General features: G+C 40.6%; 15 protein-coding genes and 2 pseudogenes. 15 read left to right on the top strand and 2 right to left on the bottom strand.

Annotated elements, in window-relative coordinates; translation table 11 throughout:
• Positions 1-18: 18 nt before the first annotated feature.
• On the bottom strand, positions 19-1,545 hold the full coding sequence (locus tag QUF86_RS20565; RefSeq protein ID WP_289335453.1) for a spore germination protein: 1,527 nt from the start codon (positions 1,543-1,545) through the stop codon (positions 19-21).
• 212 nt (positions 1,546-1,757) lie between these two features.
• Between QUF86_RS20565 and QUF86_RS20560 the strand changes: the two genes are divergently transcribed.
• From QUF86_RS20560 to QUF86_RS20550, 3 genes are read left to right on the top strand one after another with little or no spacing between them, the layout of a single operon-like run.
• On the top strand, positions 1,758-3,188 hold the full coding sequence (locus QUF86_RS20560; RefSeq protein WP_289335452.1) for a spore germination protein: 1,431 nt from the start codon (positions 1,758-1,760) through the stop codon (positions 3,186-3,188).
• Positions 3,185-4,279 carry a GerAB/ArcD/ProY family transporter gene (locus QUF86_RS20555; protein WP_289335451.1) on the top strand — a complete coding sequence of 365 codons (1,095 nt, stop codon included), beginning with the start codon at positions 3,185-3,187 and terminating at the stop codon, positions 4,277-4,279. Before QUF86_RS20560 ends, QUF86_RS20555 begins: the two co-directional genes overlap by 4 nt.
• A complete protein-coding gene (locus QUF86_RS20550; protein ID WP_289335450.1) occupies positions 4,276-5,388 on the top strand; it encodes a Ger(x)C family spore germination protein in 1,113 nt (370 codons plus the stop codon). Before QUF86_RS20555 ends, QUF86_RS20550 begins: the two co-directional genes overlap by 4 nt.
• Positions 5,389-5,492: 104 nt before the next feature.
• Here the strand turns inward: QUF86_RS20550 and QUF86_RS20545 are convergent, their stop codons facing one another.
• Positions 5,493-6,935, bottom strand: coding sequence for a flavin monoamine oxidase family protein (locus tag QUF86_RS20545; RefSeq protein ID WP_289336267.1), 1,443 nt, complete (start codon positions 6,933-6,935; stop codon positions 5,493-5,495).
• A gap of 523 nt (positions 6,936-7,458) precedes the next feature.
• Between QUF86_RS20545 and QUF86_RS20540 the strand changes: the two are divergent.
• The 12 genes and pseudogenes from QUF86_RS20540 to QUF86_RS20490 form a co-directional block, all read left to right on the top strand.
• A pseudogene (locus QUF86_RS20540) lies at positions 7,459-7,716 on the top strand (proline dehydrogenase family protein); the annotation flags it as partial.
• A 448-nt stretch (positions 7,717-8,164) separates the two neighbouring features.
• Positions 8,165-8,671, top strand: coding sequence for an acyl-CoA thioesterase (locus QUF86_RS20535; protein ID WP_289318391.1), 507 nt, complete (start codon positions 8,165-8,167; stop codon positions 8,669-8,671).
• Positions 8,672-8,777: 106 nt separating this feature from the next.
• Positions 8,778-9,266 (top strand): annotated as a pseudogene (locus tag QUF86_RS28945) (Glu/Leu/Phe/Val dehydrogenase dimerization domain-containing protein); the annotation flags it as partial.
• 780 nt (positions 9,267-10,046) lie between these two features.
• Positions 10,047-11,408 (top strand): cytochrome ubiquinol oxidase subunit I, encoded by a 1,362-nt coding sequence (locus tag QUF86_RS20530; protein ID WP_289335448.1) that lies wholly within the window; start codon positions 10,047-10,049, stop codon positions 11,406-11,408.
• A gap of 18 nt (positions 11,409-11,426) precedes the next feature.
• Entirely contained in the window at positions 11,427-12,473 is a 1,047-nt protein-coding gene (locus QUF86_RS20525) for a cytochrome d ubiquinol oxidase subunit II (RefSeq protein WP_289316559.1), read from the top strand.
• Between the two features lie 28 nt (positions 12,474-12,501).
• On the top strand, positions 12,502-13,263 hold the full coding sequence (locus tag QUF86_RS20520; RefSeq protein ID WP_289335446.1) for a hypothetical protein: 762 nt from the start codon (positions 12,502-12,504) through the stop codon (positions 13,261-13,263).
• A gap of 183 nt (positions 13,264-13,446) precedes the next feature.
• Complete coding sequence (locus QUF86_RS20515) at positions 13,447-14,118, top strand: TetR/AcrR family transcriptional regulator (RefSeq protein ID WP_289335445.1); 672 nt, start codon at positions 13,447-13,449, stop codon at positions 14,116-14,118.
• 61 nt (positions 14,119-14,179) lie between these two features.
• Positions 14,180-15,322 carry an acyl-CoA dehydrogenase gene (locus QUF86_RS20510; protein WP_289335444.1) on the top strand — a complete coding sequence of 381 codons (1,143 nt, stop codon included), beginning with the start codon at positions 14,180-14,182 and terminating at the stop codon, positions 15,320-15,322.
• A gap of 123 nt (positions 15,323-15,445) precedes the next feature.
• Positions 15,446-17,083: an AMP-binding protein gene (locus QUF86_RS20505; RefSeq protein ID WP_289336266.1), complete on the top strand. Its 1,638-nt coding sequence runs from the start codon at positions 15,446-15,448 to the stop codon at positions 17,081-17,083.
• A gap of 12 nt (positions 17,084-17,095) precedes the next feature.
• Entirely contained in the window at positions 17,096-18,445 is a 1,350-nt protein-coding gene (locus tag QUF86_RS20500) for an acetyl-CoA carboxylase biotin carboxylase subunit (protein WP_289316555.1), read from the top strand.
• A 40-nt stretch (positions 18,446-18,485) separates the two neighbouring features.
• A complete protein-coding gene (locus tag QUF86_RS20495; protein WP_289316554.1) occupies positions 18,486-18,698 on the top strand; it encodes an acetyl-CoA carboxylase biotin carboxyl carrier protein subunit in 213 nt (70 codons plus the stop codon).
• A 17-nt stretch (positions 18,699-18,715) separates the two neighbouring features.
• Positions 18,716-19,624 carry a hydroxymethylglutaryl-CoA lyase gene (locus tag QUF86_RS20490; protein WP_289335443.1) on the top strand — a complete coding sequence of 303 codons (909 nt, stop codon included), beginning with the start codon at positions 18,716-18,718 and terminating at the stop codon, positions 19,622-19,624.
• Positions 19,625-19,626: the final 2 nt, after the last annotated feature.

Genomic DNA, 19,626 nt, shown 5'->3' with positions numbered 1-19,626 from the left:
ATAGGACCCTCATTTAAATCACTCGTTAAAATCATTTTTTTTGATTCTTGCTTTTTTTGGCTGTGGCTGTCTGGATATATCATCAGGACGTAAATTTATAGGCCGCGACTTGAAAAGATTAAAGGGTAGCCGGACAAAGCTATCTTTCCAATCTTGCATGCGAAATGGGTATATCGGTTCAAGGTATGGGTGTCCCATCGACGTTAATTTGATAAGGTGGGTCATCAAAAAAACGGCCGCTATCGTAATCCCGAGCAGCCCCCAAATTTGGGCTCCTACTAAAAAGGGGAAACGCAGTAACCGAATGGCATTACCCATTTTATAAATAGGCGTAACAAAAGATGCCAGTGCTGAGAGGGCAACGATGATCAATAAGATATTACTGGTCAAACCGGCGACAACGGCAGCTTGACCGATAACGATACCGCCGACGATACCTAATGTCTGACCTACCTTCGTTGGCAGCCTGGCAGCCGCTTCACGTAATAACTCAATGGAGATCTCCAAGAATAATGCTTCGATCAAAGGCTGAAAAGGTATTAAGTTTCTTGAAGTGACGATCGTTTCCAAAAGATCTTTAGGAATCAGTTCATAATGATAAGTCAGCACCGCTACATAAATAGGAGTGGCAAATATCGAAAAAGCGACCGCGAATATCCTTAATAAACGGAAAGCAGATGCCGGAACCCATGGCATATTATAATCTTCCATGGTTATAAAGTATTCCAACAAAATGGTTGGTGTAATAAGTGCAGAAGACGACCTATCGATCAACATGGCTACTTTACCTTCTGCCAATGCACTTGCGATGCGATCAGGTCTTTCCGTATTTAGAAAAAGGGGAAATAAGGTATTTGAATCATCATAAAGCAATTGCGCGAGATATGAACCGTCCAATATTTCATCAAACTCAACTTCATTGATCCTTTGGATAACATTATCGATATTTTCCTGATCAACGATTCCTTTTATGGATAAAACCGCCACTTTCGTTTTAGATAACGACCCCACAGTCAGTTCACTTACTTGCAATCCAGGGATAGGCAGCCTTTTTCTGACTAGATTCAGATTGATATCAATATCCTCGACAAAAGCTTCTTGAGCACTTATGATTCCAAATTCAAGTTCAGGTTTATCAACTTGCCTTCCTTGTTGGGCCGCAACATTGATTAATAGGCATTCATCAAGATTCGCATCTAAACGAATGGCAATTTCGCCTCTCATGATCCTTTCTTCGATTACAACCTTGGTATTGGTGATAAGTGTATTTTCTATAGGAACGTTTTCTTTAATTTGCTCCAAATTTATCGCTTCCAGAGTTGGTATGACAGAAAGAACACTTTTATGAAGTTCCTGTGCATCGATTAAAGAGCGATAAAAAGATACCCAATAGCCTACGCCATGATATGTTCCTTGATGGTTCATGAAATCATTGGATGAAGAAAGGGTATTGAATAGGTCCCTTACATCCGAAACTTTATTTAATTCATCATTTTTATCGTTTGGTTGATTGGGTTTTTTTTTGAACTTTCCGCGGTTAAACAATGTTGTCACCTCTAAACTGAAGCTTATTATCCTAGCATTTGCAATATAAATACATATTAACCATTTTGGATTGTTTAGGATGCTCGTTTCGGAAAGGGAATACATTATAAGGACCCTTGGTCTAAAAGCTGTCACTATTTCCAGTTCGAATAAAAAAATTGAAAATAGAGGAAACTGATACAATAAAACGCATTTAACCAAAGGAGTTCACCATGAAAAGTAAACCCTTGCATATTAAATTGGATCAAAAGCAGGAAAAACTGAAATCTGAATTGGATATGCAGGATGATGTAGTTTTTAAACAGGTATTCATTCCCGGTTATGAAATTTCAGGATTATTTGTATTTGTCAGTGGAATGATGGATTATTCAGCATTCAATGATATAGTTCTGAATTTATCGGCAGCCCAGGTTAAATCCAGTCACCCGGTTTCCATCGAGCAGTTGGTCATTTCCAAAATCTGTTCAGTCAGGGAACAGGATGTTGAAACATATGAAAAAGCCAAGGAGCTTATTTTTGACGGGAAAACGCTTTTATTTATAGATGGAATGACAAATGGTTATGTTTTGAATCTGGAAAAGGAGAAAATTCGTACACTGAGTGAACCTTCGACAGAAAGGGTTGTCCGTGGACCGAAGCTTGGGTTTATCGAAAGTCTCCAGGAAAATATCGGCTTGATTAGACAATATTCAAACCATCCCAACCTAATCGTCAAACAACAGAAGTTAGGGACGCTTGAAAAGCGGGAAGTTGCATTGATCTATTATGAAGGTAAAGCAAGCGATTCTTTGTTAAAAGAAGTGAATAATCGGATAAATGGAGTAAAAGCTACCGATCTCCAAGACTCGGGGATGCTTGAAGAATTAATTGAAGATACATCGTTTAGCCCTTTCCCACAGATCCAGAATACGGAGCGTCCGGATAAAGTATTGGCGGCACTGCAGGAGGGAAGGGTGGTCATCATGGTTGACGGCTCGCCATTTGCGTTGATGGCACCTACGACGATCACGATGCTGCTGCAGTCACCTGATGATTATTATGAAAGGTGGGTAGCGGGTTCTTTTCTACGAGTCCTTCGTTACTTTTCTTTATTTATTACCGTTTTTCTTTCAGGAATTTATATCTCCTTGGTTTCGTTCAACCCTGGATTGCTGCCGACGGAACTAGCGATGACCATCGCTGGTACAAGGGAGAACGTGCCATTTCCGCCTTTTGTTGAAGCGATCATCATGGAATTGACGATTGAACTGCTTCGTGAAGCAGGCATTCGGCTCCCGGCGCCCATTGGGCAAACGGTTGGATTGGTTGGTGGTGTCATTATTGGACAAGCAGCCGTTCAAGCGAATATTGTGAGTTCCCTCATGGTCATAATCGTTGCGATTACTACGATTACCTCATTTACGGTACCACAATATAGCTTTGGACTGGCATTCAGGGCATTAAGGTTCGGGGCGATGATTTTTTCCGCCGTTCTAGGCTTATATGGAACCACTTTATTCTTTATCATCGTTATCAGCCATTTGTCGAAATTGACTAGCTTTCAAGAACCTTATTTTCAACCAACGGATTTTATCGGTAAAAAGACTTGGAAGGACGCGTTCCTCCGGTTACCGAAGCGGAAAAAGGGGGGAGAACTTTCTTGAGCCAAGCAGACGGCAAAATTCTTAGTGGGGAATTGGCCTCGATCATTTCATGCGCCATGTTAGGAGTTGGGATGCTTACGCTTCCAAGGACGATAACGGAAAAAGTTAATTCATCCGATGGATGGATCGTCTTGATTTTTAATGGGATCGCTATTGCCCTTTTCATATGCTTATTGGTTGTACTGTTAAAAAAACATAAGGTGGCTAACTATTACACATACATGGAGGAGGCATATGGAAAGTGGCTCTCCAAAATTATTGGGTTGATCGTGGTGGTGTACTTTGTAGGTGTGGCCAGTTTTGAAGTTCTTGCAATGAGTGAAATGATCCGATTTTATTTGTTGGAGGAGACCCCGGTCGAAATAGTAATGCTCACATTGATTTTAGCGAGTGTCCATCTATTGACAGGCAAAATTAAAGCCATTGCAAAGGTGTGCGTCTTCTTTCTACCACTGACAATTGTCATCGTTTTGTTCATTTATATGTTCAGTATAAAAGTAGTCGATATAAAAAACCTGCAGCCTGTTCTTGGAAAAGGGTTTCTCCCTGTGATGAAAGGAATGGGCTCCGGGGCTTTGTCTTTTTTTGGAATTGAACTATTCATCTTTTTGTTTGGCGTCGTTAAAAATCAAAACAAGGTAAAAAGTGGCGTTTTAATCGGTTTTTTCATACCGATGATATTATATGTGATTACATATGTTCTGGTAGTCGCTACACTGACTGTACCTGAAGTCAAAGCTGTTACCTGGCCAACCATTTCTTTTATTCAATCGTATGAAGTAAAAGGGATATTTATAGAGCGTTTAGAGCTGTTTCTCTTAATCACCTGGATTCTTCAGTTCTTTTGTACACATGCAATTTACTATTACTTCGCAGCAGAAGGACTGACGAAAATTTTCAACAATTCATATTCAACGAACCTTATTGTTTTGGTTCCAATCATTTTTTTTCTCGCCAAAATCCCTAAAAATACAACCGAGATTTTTAAACTGAGCGATTTGCTGGGCTATGTATTTCCCTATATATTGATTGGCTTGCCAATTATTACATTCACAATCGTTCAAGTGAAAAGGAGTAGAAGAAGCGGATGAAAAGATTATGGTTAATCTTGCTTATTCCTTTGCTTACAGGCTGTTGGGACAGTCAAAATATTGAAGAATTATCCCTTGTGGTCGGAATGGGAATCGATAATAGTAAAAAGAAAGACGAAATTATGTTAACACAGCAAATTCTGGTACCTCCAGGAAGTGGTGTTCAGGAGAATCAAGCTCAACTAAAATATAAGAATGTTACAGTCAGTGCCAAAACGTTGCATGAAGCAATAAGGGATTCTTTGCTCATAACCAATACGGTTTTAACCAATCATCAGCGTATCCTGATCATTAATGAAGATGTATTAAAGAAAGTACCTATGGAAGCTATCATTAATCAGTCCATACGCGATAACAATACAAGGAGAAGTTGTCTTGTTTATTTAACAAAGAGACCGACAAAAGAAATTTTGGGACTATCCGACGATGGGGAGATCCCTTCGAATGTAATTTATGAATTGAAAGATAATGTGAAGCGAACGAATAAAATCCTTCCACCTTTAACAATGGGCAAAGCTTCCTCAAGTTTGCAATCAGATGGAAGCTTTGCCATTCAGGCAGTTGATATAAGAGGTGGGAAATTAATATTGGAGGGTGCAGGTGTAATCAACAATTCAAAGTTGGTCGGGGTCATGAATGATGAGGATATAGCTGCTTTGAATTGGTTGAACGGAAATTTGAAAGGCGGGATAATCGAAGCGGTCCAACACGGTAAGCCTTTAAGTGTTGAAGTGATCAAAAGGACAAGGAGGAAAATCACGACGGAATTGAAAGGGGATCATTTGACGATAAATGTTAAGGTCGGTTACACAGGAAGACTTTCGGAAGATTGGTATGGTAAGGAAAATTCATTTGAAGAAGCCTATTTAAAAGAGATTGAGCGAATTGCCGAGGATGAAGTTGAGAAGGATGTCAAGAAAATCGTATACAAATTACAGCATGAATATAAAACAGGGGTAGCAGGATTTTATCGTTATGTGGAAAATCAGCATCCAAAGTTCTGGGAGAAAAATAAGCAGAAATGGGACGAAGTATTCAGTAAAGCTGATATTAATTATCAAGTGGACTTAAGGATCATAGACTTTGGTTCAAAAGGAGGAGTAAAGTGAATGATCATACGAATGAAAAACCTTCCAAACGGGAAGGTTTTTTGTCATGGCTCTTTAGTCGATTGAAACTTTATGGTTCAAAAAGTCCCTTCGTTATATAAGGTCTAATAGAACGTTCTAGGCAGATTCGTCACTTCATGTGCCACCCTGATGCCGGATTGAATGGCTCCTTCAATCCATGCTGGTACGGTTGATGTATGCTCACCAGCGAAGTGGACCCTTCCTTCAGGGGTTGGGATGTATGGAAACAAGTCCGTCTCCTGACCAGGTTTAAACATGGAGAAAGCGCCGTATGCATACTGATTCAGTGTCCAGCTATAAGAAGCTCCTGATAAAAAATGATCATATACTTGTTTTCCATGGACCACTGCCAAATTTTTCAATGCGTGTTGTAATCGATCATTTTCTGGAAGTATATCCCACAAAGTGGCGTCATCTTCCCATGTATAACTTGCTAAGATGAGACCGGATTCACTCTGGTTGCTCGTTTGGCTGGGGTAATAAGAAAATCTAATGGGTAAATCGGTCGTCAATTTACCACCGAGGATTCCTTCCTTTTCCCAAAACCTATGCGTGAACTGAAGTCCAATTTTTGTTGACGCAGCATAATGGAGTTCCCTTATTGCCTTCCACTTATTATGGGAAAAGGAATTCCGGGGTTCAATATCCATAAATTGCAACAATTGAAGAGGGATGGTCACGATGGCAAGGTCACCGGTGACCGTTAAGGGTCTTTTGCTTTGAGTATGTTTGGAATGGATGGTGACTTGATTATCATGTTGAACGATCTTTGTCACTTCATATCTGAAGTTAAGATTATCCTTCAATTCCGGTAGAAAAGCATAAGGAAGCCGGTCGTTTCCTCCTTCGATTGCAAAAAAATTTACGTCTGGATTAAAGAGCGGCATAAACTCCCGAAGTATGGCAGGAAAAGAAAGTTCAGGGAATCCTTCTATACCCATCAGGACTTTGATGCTTTCAATCGCCCCTGTTGATAGACTGATTCCTACTGGATTGTACTGCAAAAAGTAGCTCATGGAGTATTTATCAAACTCTTTAATGACTATTTCCCAATTTCTACGTGGGTTTTGAATGATAAAGTCAGTCACAGGCTTGATTGCCATGTTGAGTAATTCTTCAGCTGTTTTGCCTTTTTCATGGGGAGCTACAGGGTACCTCAGTATATCCGGGTTCCGTTGATATATGGCAGCGGTCGTCTTGATTCCATTGGCATAAATGGGATCATTAGGAGTCGCATTCACAAAAGTGTTGACTCGTAAACCATACTTCTTGATGTATTCAGCAACTAAGTAATGATAATTCGGGATGCGCATGGCACCGGCTTCAAGGTAGGAGCCTTCTGAAAATGGTTCCCGTATGGTCAAAACACGCCCTCCGACCCTCCCGGTTGCTTCCAATATCGTTACATCGTGCCCCGCTTCTTTTAAAAGGGATGCTGCAACCAACCCTGACATGCCGGCACCAATGATTATTATCCTTTTGGGGATTTGGGAAGGACCCAGGCCATTTCTGATCACAGCAAGCATTTGATCGGGTGATAGCGGATCTTTGAAAAAGGACAAAGTGTTTTTCTCCTCTCTTGTTACACTTTCCTAATACGCTATCATATTCTCATGGGTCCACCATTTATGAAGGATCTTCATTAATTTGTCATGATTGATTATTGCTATCATATTCCGCTAGGTTTATCCGTTATGTGGAATACTTAATTTTTAGATAATTTAAAAGTGCAGGAGATGAATAAGCAGCTGATTTGTGGTTAAAAGATGATGCCTTTTTTCGGCAGCTAACGATCTTAAGACTACTATTTATGATGGAGCCGAAATTAATTTAGAAAGTTAGAGAAGCAGTGTTCAGCCTTTTTGATCAATGGGATGAAATTATTAAATAACTGAGGCATTAAGCGTGGCAAGGAAGTTTTTAAAAATGATTAAATTCATCGTTTCGAATTTCAAGAATTTATTTTCTTTCTTTGTCCATTGAAACCAAACGCTAATTTAGCACAACAATTGAAGTCGGTATAGTTTCATATTTTTAGTGAGTGCACATAAAAATTATATGAGAATCATTGAAGAGCATTTGCTGAGTGGTAGCTATACGGCGATTTTGTCCCATGATCATCGTATAATTGCCAGCGTAAAAGAATTTGTTCAAAAACCAATATTCCAAGTAACCAATTTGAGTTTCAGATGTTATATGGATTTAGAATAGACCTGCAACTAAGTTTAGCTAAAGAAGGATATACAATGCGTGTGTATATTCCTTTAGGATATTGCATTTGCCCTTAAAGGATTCTTTTCTAAATAATTGATGAGTTTATAATAATGGGTGAAGTTTTCATAGTAAGATATTTTACGTTTAGAGTTCGAAAATGGGAAACTAAACAGATAGGCATATCTACTATTTTTCTAAAATAGAAAAACATAAGCATAAAGCTTGTCTCTTTCTCCGCTAGTGATGAGTATGATCTGACCACATCCTCCCTTGACCGGTGGCTTTACCAATATGAAAAGTCTGTTTCCTTCCAAGAGAAAGACAACAGTTACTCGAACAGGAGGTGCTTTTAATGCTTCGCAAAGAGCTGGAGCAACAGCAGAGGGTGAATGATAATTTAAAGCAACCTGCCCATTCTCGGAACACTAAGCTACGTAGGCCGATAGTGAAGGATAAAAATCTCAAAATTGTATCATAATATTACCATATACTAAAAGTTTACATAGGTGATTTCAGGCCCATGTTTTAGGAGGACGGGTTTATAGAAGCAAAATATTGCAAAGAATCAAGGGTGATAAGAACGAGTCGTATTTTTCCAAATGATGTGAACAATCATAATACATTATTTGGCGGCCGCTTAATGAGTGACGTCGATCAAGTGGCATCGATTTCTGCAGCACGTCATAGTCGAAGTGAATGTGTAACTGCTTCAACAGATTCAGTTGACTTTTTACATCCCATTCGTACAACGGATTCAGTTTGTTTTATATCTTATGTGGCATGGACAGGCACTTCTTCAATGGAGGTATTTGTAAAAATTATTGCTGAAGATTTAAAAAGCAGTGTACGGAGAATTGCAGCGACTGCTATATTAACATTTGTTGCACTTGATGAACAAAAACGTCCAACACGTGTTCCAAAAGTTATTCCGGAGACAGAAGAAGAAAAAAAATTACATGAAACGGCATTAGATCGAGCAAAAATGCGGAACCAGAGAAAACAAAAAAGCAAAGATGTGGCTACGTTTTTAAATGTAGATTATCCTTAACTTTCATATAGAAGATAAAACTTATAACCTATGAGGTGAAAGAAGGTAAGATCAAGCTGAAAAGCCGGACAATAAGCAAAGTGAAGTATTTGATTTACTAAGTTCAATCCAGTTTATTATAAAAAAAGTAATTCAAAAGTTAGATAACATTGTACGAGTTACTGAAAGAACCTGTTCGAATCCTTACTCTTCGAATTCCTGTTCGAATGGGTGATGATTCAGTAAAAGTTTTCACCGGCTATCGATCTTAACAAAATGATGCAGTTGAGCCTTCAAAGGGTGGAGTCCGTTTTCACCCAGAAGTAACTGCTTTATCCATGTGAATGAGTTTAATATGTGGCATTTTTGATATTCCTTTTGATAGAGGAGAAGATCCCCCCGAACATGTCCTCATCTGAATTAGAACGGTTAAGTCGATGTATATGGGTGCGATTAGTCAAATTGTTGGAACAACCAAAGAGATTCCCCAGAGGTCTTTACTCCCACAAATTTGGCATGGATGATAGATGAATACAGTCATAAGCAAGATTCGAATGGATTTATTACTGTAAACCCTCTTGTAATAGGCAGATTACAAGGGTGTGAAACAGCGACAACGATAATTGAAGCAACAACCATATTAGCAATACTGAACGTATTGGTAGTACTAGAAATACTTGCTGGTTTCTAGGGCTCTACGATATGGTAGAGTTTTTTTATTATAGAAGTCCTTCGTTATGGTGCAAAAACCACTCGCTGGAGCTATTTTTGTAATAAGGTTAATTTTTAATTGTATTGTTCTTTTTATGACTAAGATAGTTCTAAGGATAATAAATAAATAAATATATATAGGCTAGTATCCGTACTTTTAATTTGATATATAGGAAAATAATTCCTAAAACTGGGCAAAAGTCAATGCCGGCCGCAATACACACATAGACTACTATTTTGTAGGGTATGTGTGTATTTTTTATGTGAAGGAAATATGAAAATGAATGTTCTTTAGAGGATTGTGAAGAATTCGCGGCAATCTTTGATTCCACTCCTATTGATGTCAATGGTAATGGTTTGGTGACCCGTTCGTTATGCGGAAGAATAAATTACAAGGTAAAGAGGAAGAAATTTATTTTATAAATACTTTTTTGTTTGCACAGTTATAATAAAATTGCCGTTCGTACATGCAATCTAAGCGAGGTTAAGAAGCGATTAACCGAAATAAATATATCCTAAGAATAACCTCGATAGAATATTGAATAAAAAATAATCCAAAAACATCATTAAGTAAATTACTGACTTTCTGTAAAACCTTTGAAAACTTAGTTTGTGGAAAATTATTAAATATTTTCCTTTATAGAGGAGATACTACCAAGAGACAAAGGTTAGAAAGGAAGACAGTATGGATCATATACAAATGGCCCGTGCAATGTTCGGGACGAATATGGCTGTACATATCATATTTGCAACGATCGGCGTCGGGTTGCCGATGATGATGTTGGCCGCGGAATTGATGTATCAAAGGACAAAGGATTTACAGTATGTTGTCATGGCTAAACGCTGGACCAAAACATTAGGGGTTTTACTAGGGGTCGGGATTCCGACCGGTACGATTGCGGGTGTGCAACTGTCACTATTATGGCCAGGTTTCATGGAAGTGATTGGGCGTGTCATGGCGCTTCCGTTCCAGATCGAGATTTATGCATTCATGGTTGAAGCGTTGTTCATGTCGATCTATGTGTATGCTGCTGAAAAAATCAAGCCATGGGCCCGAATCGTGAGTTTATTCTTTGTTGCATTCGGAGCAATGGCTTCGGCTGTTTTGATATCGAATGTCCATGCTTTTGAAGGGACACCGGCTGGTTTCCGGTTTGAAAATGGGGAAATCGTCGATGTCGACCCTTGGGCGGCATTTTTCAACCCAAGTTTCTTAGTGACTGCAGGACATACGGCTCTGACTGCTTATACTACAGGAGCTTTTGTCGTAGCGGCAGTTGCAGCCTATAAGATGCTGAAAAATAAATATGGGACTACTGAATTTAATTTTCACCAAAAAGCACTCAAGCTCAGTATTGTATTAGGTTTGGTTTTTTCTTTTTTGACGGCACTGAATGGTCATGCGACTACACAGCATTTATATAGGGAACAGCCAGAAAAATTGGCGGCGGCAGAAGGATTGTTCGAAACAAAGGACCATGCTGGGCTTACCTTATTCGGTTATACAGATAGGGAAGCCCAGGAAGTGAAGTATGGGATTGAATTTCCATGGTTACTAAGCTTCCTATCTGGAAATAGTTTCGATACGGTCGTAACGGGTTTGAATGACTTTCCAGAAGAGTATTGGCCGCCGCTTTATGTCCATATCTTATTCAACGCCATGGTCCTCATTGGTTCAGGGTTAATAGCGTTAGCACTGTTTGCATTGGTTTGGAATAAGTGGCTGAAAAAGGAGACTTATCCGAGATGGATTCTCTGGCTGTTTGTTGCTGCAGGGCCGCTTTCGGTGATATCAATCGAATGCGGTTGGATTTTTGCTTGTACAGGCAGGCAGCCATGGACGATATACAGGATGCTGACCACAGAGGATTCAGTCACCTCGTACGAAAACCTTGGATTTCTTTTCACGATGTTCATTCTTGTATATATCATTTTATGCGTTTCGGTCGTGTTTACACTTTTGTATTATTTCAAGCGACATTCCGTGATGGATGATATATATAAAGCCGAACAGAAAGATGTAAGGCTTTTCGATTCGAATTCATAAAAGGGGGAGGGAAGGCGAATGAGTGATGCTCTTCTTGCAATAACACTGGTGTGGGGCTTTATTTTTCTTTATGCCATCATGGCCTCCATGGATTTTGGCGCTGGCTTCTGGGCAATGACTTACATTAAAAAGGAAGAAACGAATGCTACGAAGATAGCGAATAGCTATTTATCACCGACTTGGGAAGTGACTAATACTTTTGTCGTTGGTCTTGTCATTGCGATTTACAGTTTATTTCCAGGTGCGGTTTTCCCGATTGGGGTAGCTTTGATCGTTCCCGCGAGCCTGATTTTGGTCCTGCTATCCCTTAGAAGTGCTTTCTTGGTTTTCTCGCATAGCGTAGACAAATATGAAAAAGCGTTAACGTATATATCAGGATTAACGGGATTGATCATACCCGGACTATTAATAAGCGTATTGCCAATCACCCATCTTGGATTTGTCGAGGGCGTGAGAGGGAATGAAGAATTGAATCTTTCTAGACTTTTCACGAGTCCGAATGAGTATGCATTTGTGGGGTTCGGAATTATGAGCACGCTTTTTTTATCATCTTTGCTCCTATCTGATTACTCAAAACAGGCTGATGAAATGAAAGCATACAAAATATACCGCAGGGATGCGATGATAACGGGACCGCTAATGTTAGTCATGGCTCTGCTGGTTATGCTCACGTTAAAAAATGAAGCGAATTGGATCTACGAAGGAATGATGAAAAACTCTGCATTATTACTTGTCTCGCTCGTCTTTTTCATCATTAGCGGTGTAGCTCTGTATCTGCCCCATTTTTCTAAGCGGGAGGTTAAAGGGATGCCTCGCCTCGCCGTAATAGCGATTATCATTCAGTATTTAATCGGCAGTTATGTTTATGGAATCGCACATTTACCCTATATCATTTATCCAAATGTCACGATTCTCTCAGGATTTACCGATCCGACTTCATTCCGGGCAGTATTTGCCACATATATCGTGGGCTTTGCGATATTAGTGCCAGGTTTCTATTATTTCTGGTCCATCTTCATGAAAGATCAGCGTCGAAAGTTCAAACGGCGCCAAATGTCAAATTAGTTCATCTTGGAAAAGAGAGGTTATCACTATGAAAAAGTTATATCTGCTAAAATATGCGGTTTTAGTCATCTCACTTTTTTTGAGCTATCAAGCGGTTGAAGCACATGATAAAAATTTTCAGGTCGATGGCACATACATTTCAACAAAAAGAGATGTAACAGGTGACCAGAAAATAGATATCATCCAGGTTCAGGGGCTGCCGTATGAGGAAGGAAGTAAGTTTCTGAAGAAAATTGAGTTAAGTGTTGAAAGCAATCGCCGTACAATCAGCGTCCCGCTTGAACCAGGGTATAAACCTGATCTCAAGGTTGCGGACTTGAATAATGACGGGGTCCAGGATGTATTGGTCACGGTTTTGATGGAAGGCAAGGACCGTTTGATAACCAGTTACGCCTATACGTTTAAAGATGGAAAAGTTAAGGAATTGGAAGTACCTCCATCCGTTCCCGTAATGGCCCAATTTCTAGACGGATACAAAGCGGAAATCAGAATTGAAGGGCAAAAGCCAGTGGTGATAGATGTCAGTTCCAGAAAACAAACGTATGATGAATTGGGCATTTATCGTAATGGAAAGCTTAATGAACCTACCGAGCTTTTGGTTGATCCATACTCTTCACTGGACCTCAAGACCGTTTTGGGAAAAGGAAAGGGGCTTATGGGAATCCAAAATGTGAAAGGGTCCGATGAACGTGATCCGATATTTGAGATTAAATCAGTCTGGAATTATAACAATGGATGGAAGCTTGTAAAAGCCCAGGTAAAACCAGTCAAGGCAAAGAATAATAAATAATCAGTGTGATTGGTCAACGGATAATTTGAATGAATCATTGTTCAGGCATATCTTTCTTAAATAAAGTAAGTTGACAGCTCTTGGTCATGAGGGCTGTTTTTTTGTTTATAATTAAAAATTGACAATTTTTAAATATTTGGTAAAATCTAAATAAATCCAGTTAACTACATAGTAACACACTTTATGTTGTTGGATGTAAGCGGATACAAGAGGGGGTGCAGTCTTACGGAGTTAAAAGAAAAAATAATTGAAACATCGTTGACACTCTTCGATCAGCATGGTTTTCATGGTGTCTCCGTTAACGAAATCGTTAAGGCATGCGGAACTAGCAAGGGTGGCTTTTATCACCATTTCTCTTCCAAAGATGAGCTCTTATTTGTCATTCATGATTACTTTATTTCATATGTTTTAACAAAAGCACAAGAAGCCATTTCAGCAAGTACCCATCCAACAGAAAAAATGCAAAAGATCATTCAATCATTCGTTAAAGTTTTTGACCTCTATAAACCACACATCTCAGTTTTCTATCAAGAAAGCATTTACTTAAAGCCACCTTATGTTGAAGCAATTAAAAAAAAGCGTCAAATGTATAAGGAAATTATTTTTTCCGTCATCAAAGAAGGTATTGACAAGGGAGTGTTCCGCAGCGAATTGCCTGTTGAAATAACCGGGATGTCGATTCTGGGCATGGTGAACTGGTCCTACAAATGGTACAAAAGGGACGGCGGAAAAACAATCGATGAAATCGGTGATATTTACGTAGATTTAATTCTCCATGCATTATTGACAGATAAACAAAAAGAAGCGGAAATAACCCAGCCATTTTTACTGAAAAACCAAATGGTTGCGGATTAAACAGGAAAATTTGACTTGCACAGACCAACTAGTCGGTCTCAAAAGAAAGGGGAATGAACAAATGGATTTCTCACTTACAAAAGAACAACAGATGATTAAGGAAATGGTTAGGGAATTTGCCGAAAAGGAAATTAAACCAATTGCGATAGAATTGGATGCCAAGTCCATGTTTGCAGAGGATGTATTCAAAAAAATGGGGAAACTCGGGTTGCTTGGAATTCCGTTCCCTGAAGAATATGGCGGCTCGGGTGGAGATACGATTTCGTATGCAATTGCCGTTGAAGAGGTTGGCAAGGCGTGCGGGGGAACCGGCTTAAGCTATGCAGCAGCCGTTTCACTTGGGGCAAGTCCAATTTACTATTTTGGAACCGAAGAACAGAAGCAAAAATATCTGGTTCCAATCACGACAGGTGAAACTCTGGCAGCCTTCGGGTTAACAGAGCCTAATGCGGGTTCGGATGCTGGGGGGACGAGAACGACTGCTGTATTAGAAGGTGATGAATATGTGATTAATGGCGAGAAAACATGGATAACCAATGCCAGCTATTCAAGAACCATCACTGTTACCGCTGTATCGGGTAAGGATTCCAGGGGCAAGAACATCATCTCTGCATTCATCGTGCCAACGGATACGGAAGGGCTTACGATCAATAGCAATTATGAAAAAATGGGAGTTCGCGCTTCCAATACGTGTGAAATCATTCTTGATAATGTCCGCGTGCCAAAGAAAAATTTATTGGGAGATCCAGATAAAGGGTTCAAACAATTTTTATTCACGCTGGATGGCGGTAGGATTTCGATTGCAGCTTTGGCCGTCGGCATCGCACAAGCAGCCTTTGACAAGGCTTTAGCTTTTTCAAAAGAGCGCATTCAATTCGGTAAATCCATTTCAAGTTTCCAGGCGATTCAATTCAAGCTTGCAGACATGGCGATGGAAATTGAATTGGCTAGGAATATGGTATATAAGGCAGCATGGTTAAAAGACAACAAAAAACCTTTTGCAAAGGAAGCGGCATACGCCAAGCTTTTTGCAAGTGAGACAGCGTTCCGGGCCAGCAATCAAGCGATTCAAATACATGGCGGTTCTGGCTACATGCGCGAATATGAAGTGGAACGCTATTTAAGAGATGCTAAGTTATTGGAAATTGGGGAAGGCACATCCGAAATTCAAAGAATCGTAATCGCCAGACAATTAGGCTGTTAATCTTTTTGGAACGCAAAATGAACAATAATGATAGGGTTCATTTAGGCGAAAAGCAGATGTTATCTATACAGCAAAAAGCGTTCATTCTTACTTTTATTTGATAGGAGGAGTATGATGTCCGATTTGCTAGATGTTACTATCGGGAAACTGCTTGAAAAGACTGCTGAACAATATGGTGATAATGAAGCTGTGGTTTACCATGAACTTGGCCTTCGCCATTCGTATCGCGAATTTGAAAAGATTTGCCGAAAGGCAGCCCGGGGGTTCATGTCACTCGATATTGAAAAAGGGGAACATATCGCGATTTGGGCGTCCAATAAACCGGAATGGCTTATATCCCAATTTTCCACCGCGAAAATGGGCGGGGTGCTGGTTACGGTCAATACTAATTACCGTACAAGTGAACTGGAATACCTGCTTAAGCAATCGGATTCGACGACGATTATCCTGATGGAACAATATAAGGATCATTCCTATATAGATACGCTGTATGAAATCGTACCTGAATTGAAAAATGCAGAACCGGGAAAATTACGATCTGAGAAACTGCCAAAATTGAAAAATATCATCGTTTTAGGCGAAACGCGTTATCCCGGCACGTTTTCGTGGGATGAAGTCATTAGCGGGAGCGAATCCATTTCGGAGGAGTCGCTGGACATGAGGATGGGGGAATTGGCTCCAAGTGATGTGATTAATATGCAATATACATCAGGGACGACAGGATTTCCAAAAGGGGTGATGCTAACGCATTCAAACTTGGTCAACAACGGATTGAATGTCGCGGAATGCATGAAGCTTACCAAGGATGACCGGCTTTGCATCCCCGTTCCGTTTTTTCATTGTTTCGGCTGTTCCCTTGGTACGATGGCCTCTGTTTCTGTAGGGGCAACAATGGTGCCCATCGTGGAATTCAATCCACGCGCAGTCCTTCAGGCCGTTGAATCCGAAAAATGTACGGCACTTCATGGTGTACCGACGATGTTCATCGCTGAACTTAATCTCGAGGACTTCGACCAGTATGATTTACGTTCGTTGCGGACCGGAATCATGGCAGGCTCAACATGCCCGATTGAAGTCATGAAAAGTGTGGTGAATAAGATGGGGATCTCGGAAATTACGATTACTTATGGTCAAACGGAATCATCTCCAGGTATTACGATGACAAGAACGGATGACCCAATCGAACTTCGTGTTTCCTCAGTGGGAAGGGCCTTGCCGAAAGTGGAAGTGAAAATTATCGATCCAGCTACTGGGGAAGAAGTCCAGCGGGGCAAACAGGGGGAACTCTGTTCAAGGGGATACCATGTGATGAAGGGATATTATAATAACCCGGAAGCTACTGAGCAGGCGATTGACCGGGAAGGCTGGCTTCATACGGGAGATTTAGCGGTGATGGACGAAAATGGTTATTGCAAGATTACAGGTCGGCTGAAAGATATGATCATTCGCGGCGGGGAAAATATATATCCCCGTGAGATAGAAGAATTCCTCTATCAACATCCTGCAATAGTCGATGTACAGGTACTCGGCGTTCCAGATCAAAAGTATGGGGAAGAGGTAGCGGCATGGATCATTTTGAAAGCGGGAGAAACCCTTACGGAGAAAGAATTGATTGAGTATTGCAAAGGGAAAATATCATTTCATAAAATTCCCCGTTACATTCAATTTACCGATGCTTATCCAATGACTGCATCCGGAAAAATCCAAAAGTATAAGCTTCGGGAACAAACTCTTGACCTACTATCGGAACGAACTAAATAAGGAGGATATCGAATGATTCGAAAAATTCTTATCGCAAACAGAGGAGAAATAGCATCACGTATTATTCGTACATGCAAGAAGATGGGAATACATACTGTTGCCGTCCATTCGGAAGCAGATTCGGATTCGCCATTTGTGGGATTGGCAGATGAGGCATATTTATTGGGCGGTTCGAGAGTACAGGAAAGCTATTTGAACGTCGATAAGATTTTGGAACTCGCTAAAGAAACCGGAGTAGATGCCATTCATCCAGGTTACGGATTTCTTAGTGAAAATGCAGATTTCGCCCGTTCTTGCGAAGAAGCCGGCTTGATATTCATTGGTCCCAAACCAGAGGTCATCCAGCAGATGGGCAATAAAGTCGAGGCACGGAAAAAGATGGAGGAAGCAGGACTTCCATTGGTTCCAGGATTTTCACGTCCATTAATTGATAGCGCAGAAGCGGCAGCCGTTGCCGAAAGGATTGGATATCCAGTCATGTTAAAAGCAGCGGCGGGCGGCGGGGGAATCGGCATGCAGGCCGTTGCCGATGAAGATGAACTATCCAAAGCCTTCGAAGGGAATCAAAAACGTGCCCAATTGTTTTTTGGCAATGGAGATATGTTCATTGAAAAATTGATAGAGAAACCTCGTCATATCGAAATTCAAGTATTGGCGGATTCCTTTGGGAATGCTGTTTACTTATGGGAAAGGGAATGCTCCGTTCAAAGGCGTCACCAGAAGGTCGTGGAAGAAGCTCCCTCTTCTTTCCTGGACGAAGAAACAAGAAACAGGATGGGAATGGCTGCAGTGAAAGCGGTAAAATCCATTGGTTATAGCAATGCGGGTACCCTCGAATTTTTAGTTGATGCGGATAAAAATTTCTATTTCCTGGAAATGAATACGCGTCTTCAGGTTGAGCATCCTGTCACCGAAGAAATTACGGGACTGGATTTAGTCGAGCAGCAAATTAAAATAGCGTCAGGCAACAAACTGGAATTCACACAAGCAAAGATTAAAAAGGATGGACACTCCATTGAAGTGCGCATATACGCTGAAGATCCGAAAACCTTTTACCCAGCACCGGGGAAAATCACCAGCATGGAACTTCCTGAAGGTGAGGGGATCCGTCATGAAATGGCGGTTCATGGAACTTCCGTCGTCTCGCATTTCTATGATCCGATGATCGCCAAATTGGTAGTGAGCGGCGATTCGAGGGATAAAGCAATCGAGAGATTAAGAGAAGCGCTGGAAAGCTATAACATAGAAGGAATTAAAACAAACCTTCCATTGCTGAGGGAAATAATTTCTCATGAAGCTTTTTCCCAAGGGGATACAACTACGGATTTCATTGTGAAATATATTAAAAAATTGACTGTATAACGCATATTTTTAAAACATTAATGATCTGGGGGAATATAAGATGGCAGAATTAAAGGCAAGCATGGCAGGAAGCGTTTGGAAGATCGTAGCGAACGAGGGGCAAAGTGTAACCGAGGGACAGGATATCATTATCTTGGAATCCATGAAAATGGAAATCCCGATTGGAGCTGAGGATGCCGGCACCATCAAAGAACTTAAAGTGAATGAGGGGGATTTTGTAAATGAGGGCGATGTATTGGCCGTCATTGAATAAAGGGACGGAGGGGTAAGATGAATTGGCCCGAAAAAGTGATAATTAAGGAAGTCGGTCCGCGTGATGGGCTACAAAATGAAAAGGTCATCATACCTACGCGAAGCAAAATCGATTGGATCGACCAGCTTTCTGATACAGGACTATCTTATATAGAAGTGACTTCTTTTGTACATCCAAAGTGGATTCCTCAATTGAGTGATGCCGCCCTTGTGGCTAAGGGAATTAAGCGCAATCCCGGTATCACTTATGCTGCCCTTGTACCCAATCAAAGGGGACTTGAGTCGGCGCTTGAGGCTAATATCGATGAAATTTCAGTGTTCATGTCATCCAGTGAAACCCATAATCTTAAAAATATCAATAAATCGATTTCCGATACCTTTCCAGTATTGAAGGATGTCATCGGGACAGCAGCAAAAAGCGGGAAAACGGTTAGGGGTTATGTTTCAACCGTTTTCGGCTGTCCTTATGAAGGGGAGGTTTCAACCGAACAGGTTTTCCGTGTTTGTGATCAACTTTTTGAATACGGAATTAATGAGGTCTCATTGGGTGATACCATCGGGGTTGCATCTCCAAGACAGGTTGCCTTGTTCCTTGAACAGGCTGTTAAACGATATGATATCAGCCAAATTGCCCTCCATTTTCATGATACAAGGGGCATGGCACTCGCTAATGTACTCGAATCACTGAATTATGGAGTGGTCACTTTCGACTCTTCGCTCGGTGGTTTAGGGGGATGCCCGTATGCACCAGGTGCGAGCGGCAATGTGGCAACGGATGACCTGATTCATATGCTTCATAATATGGGAATACACACGGGAATCAATCAAGAAAAACTAACTAAGGCTGCGACCATGATGCAAAGCTTTTTGGAAAAACCATTGCCTAGCCATCAAATGGCTGTATATAACGCGGAAAAAGAAAATTGAGG

Origin of the sequence: Peribacillus sp. NJ11 (assembly GCF_030348405.1) — a bacterium.
Lineage (GTDB): Bacteria > Bacillota > Bacilli > Bacillales > DSM-1321 > Peribacillus.
This window is presented reverse-complemented; position numbering and strand designations above follow the sequence as displayed.